Genomic DNA, 853 nt, shown 5'->3' on the forward strand with positions numbered 1-853 from the left:
CAGCTACCATTTTGGGGATAGAAATGGACGCAGATAGGCATGAAAAAGTGTTTGAAAAAAGAGTTCAAATCTTTTGGATTTCAAAAAATGAATTAATTTTGTGTAAAAATAAAAAAGAAAAGAGGTTATTCCTCAACAGCTTTCTTCATTGCTTTTTGGGCATGCTTCCAGGCTTTCTCATAATGATGAATTGCTTTATCAGATTCATCTTTTGTTAACTTGTCGTCACCCTTTTGAAGTTCGTCTCGAGCTCTGTCAAGTTCCTTTTGTACCTTGTCTTGGTCTTCAAACTCTTCTGCTTGGTCAATTGCTCCATCGGCTAGTGCTCTGTCGGCCTTTACAATTCTATCAATTACCTGCTGAATCATATCCAAGAATGTTTGATCTTCGTTTTCATCCTTGATAATCTTCATCAGATCCTTTACGGATTTTTCTTCTTCATGAATTGCGTGATGTCCTTTCTTAGAGTCTAGTGTGGATGTTAACTTGTCTTCCCAGAACTTGTCATCAAGACTCTTTTCAAGATCCTTGAGTGATTTCTCTAGATCTTTAGATGTCTTTTTATCAATTCCAGGTGTTGCAATTAGCTCATTGAGTTTGTCAAGTGCTTTGTATTTTTGCTCAATCGGAGTCAATGGAGTAACAGTAACTGCAACAGTTGCAGAATCACTGTTGAGATGTCCATCATTTGCTGTAAACTCAAAGATGTCAGTACCAACAAATCCAAAGTCAGGAGTGTATGTAAATGTGCCATCAGGATTCACTGTAACCATTCCATTTGCTGGATCAGATGCTTTTGCAAATGTCAATGCATCGCCATCTACATCAGAGCCAGTTACAGAATCATTCAGTG

At 37.6% G+C, this 853-nt stretch carries 1 protein-coding gene; it reads right to left on the reverse strand.

Annotated features, from left to right (window positions below; all coding sequences use genetic code 11):
• Positions 1 to 125 precede the first annotated feature (125 nt).
• On the reverse strand, positions 126 to 853 hold a 728-nt coding region (locus BG20_RS12310; protein ID WP_193353002.1), incomplete at its 5' end, for an Ig-like domain-containing protein.

This window comes from Candidatus Nitrosarchaeum limnium BG20 (genome assembly GCF_000241145.1).
In the GTDB taxonomy this organism is placed as follows: domain Archaea; phylum Thermoproteota; class Nitrososphaeria; order Nitrososphaerales; family Nitrosopumilaceae; genus Nitrosarchaeum; species Nitrosarchaeum limnae.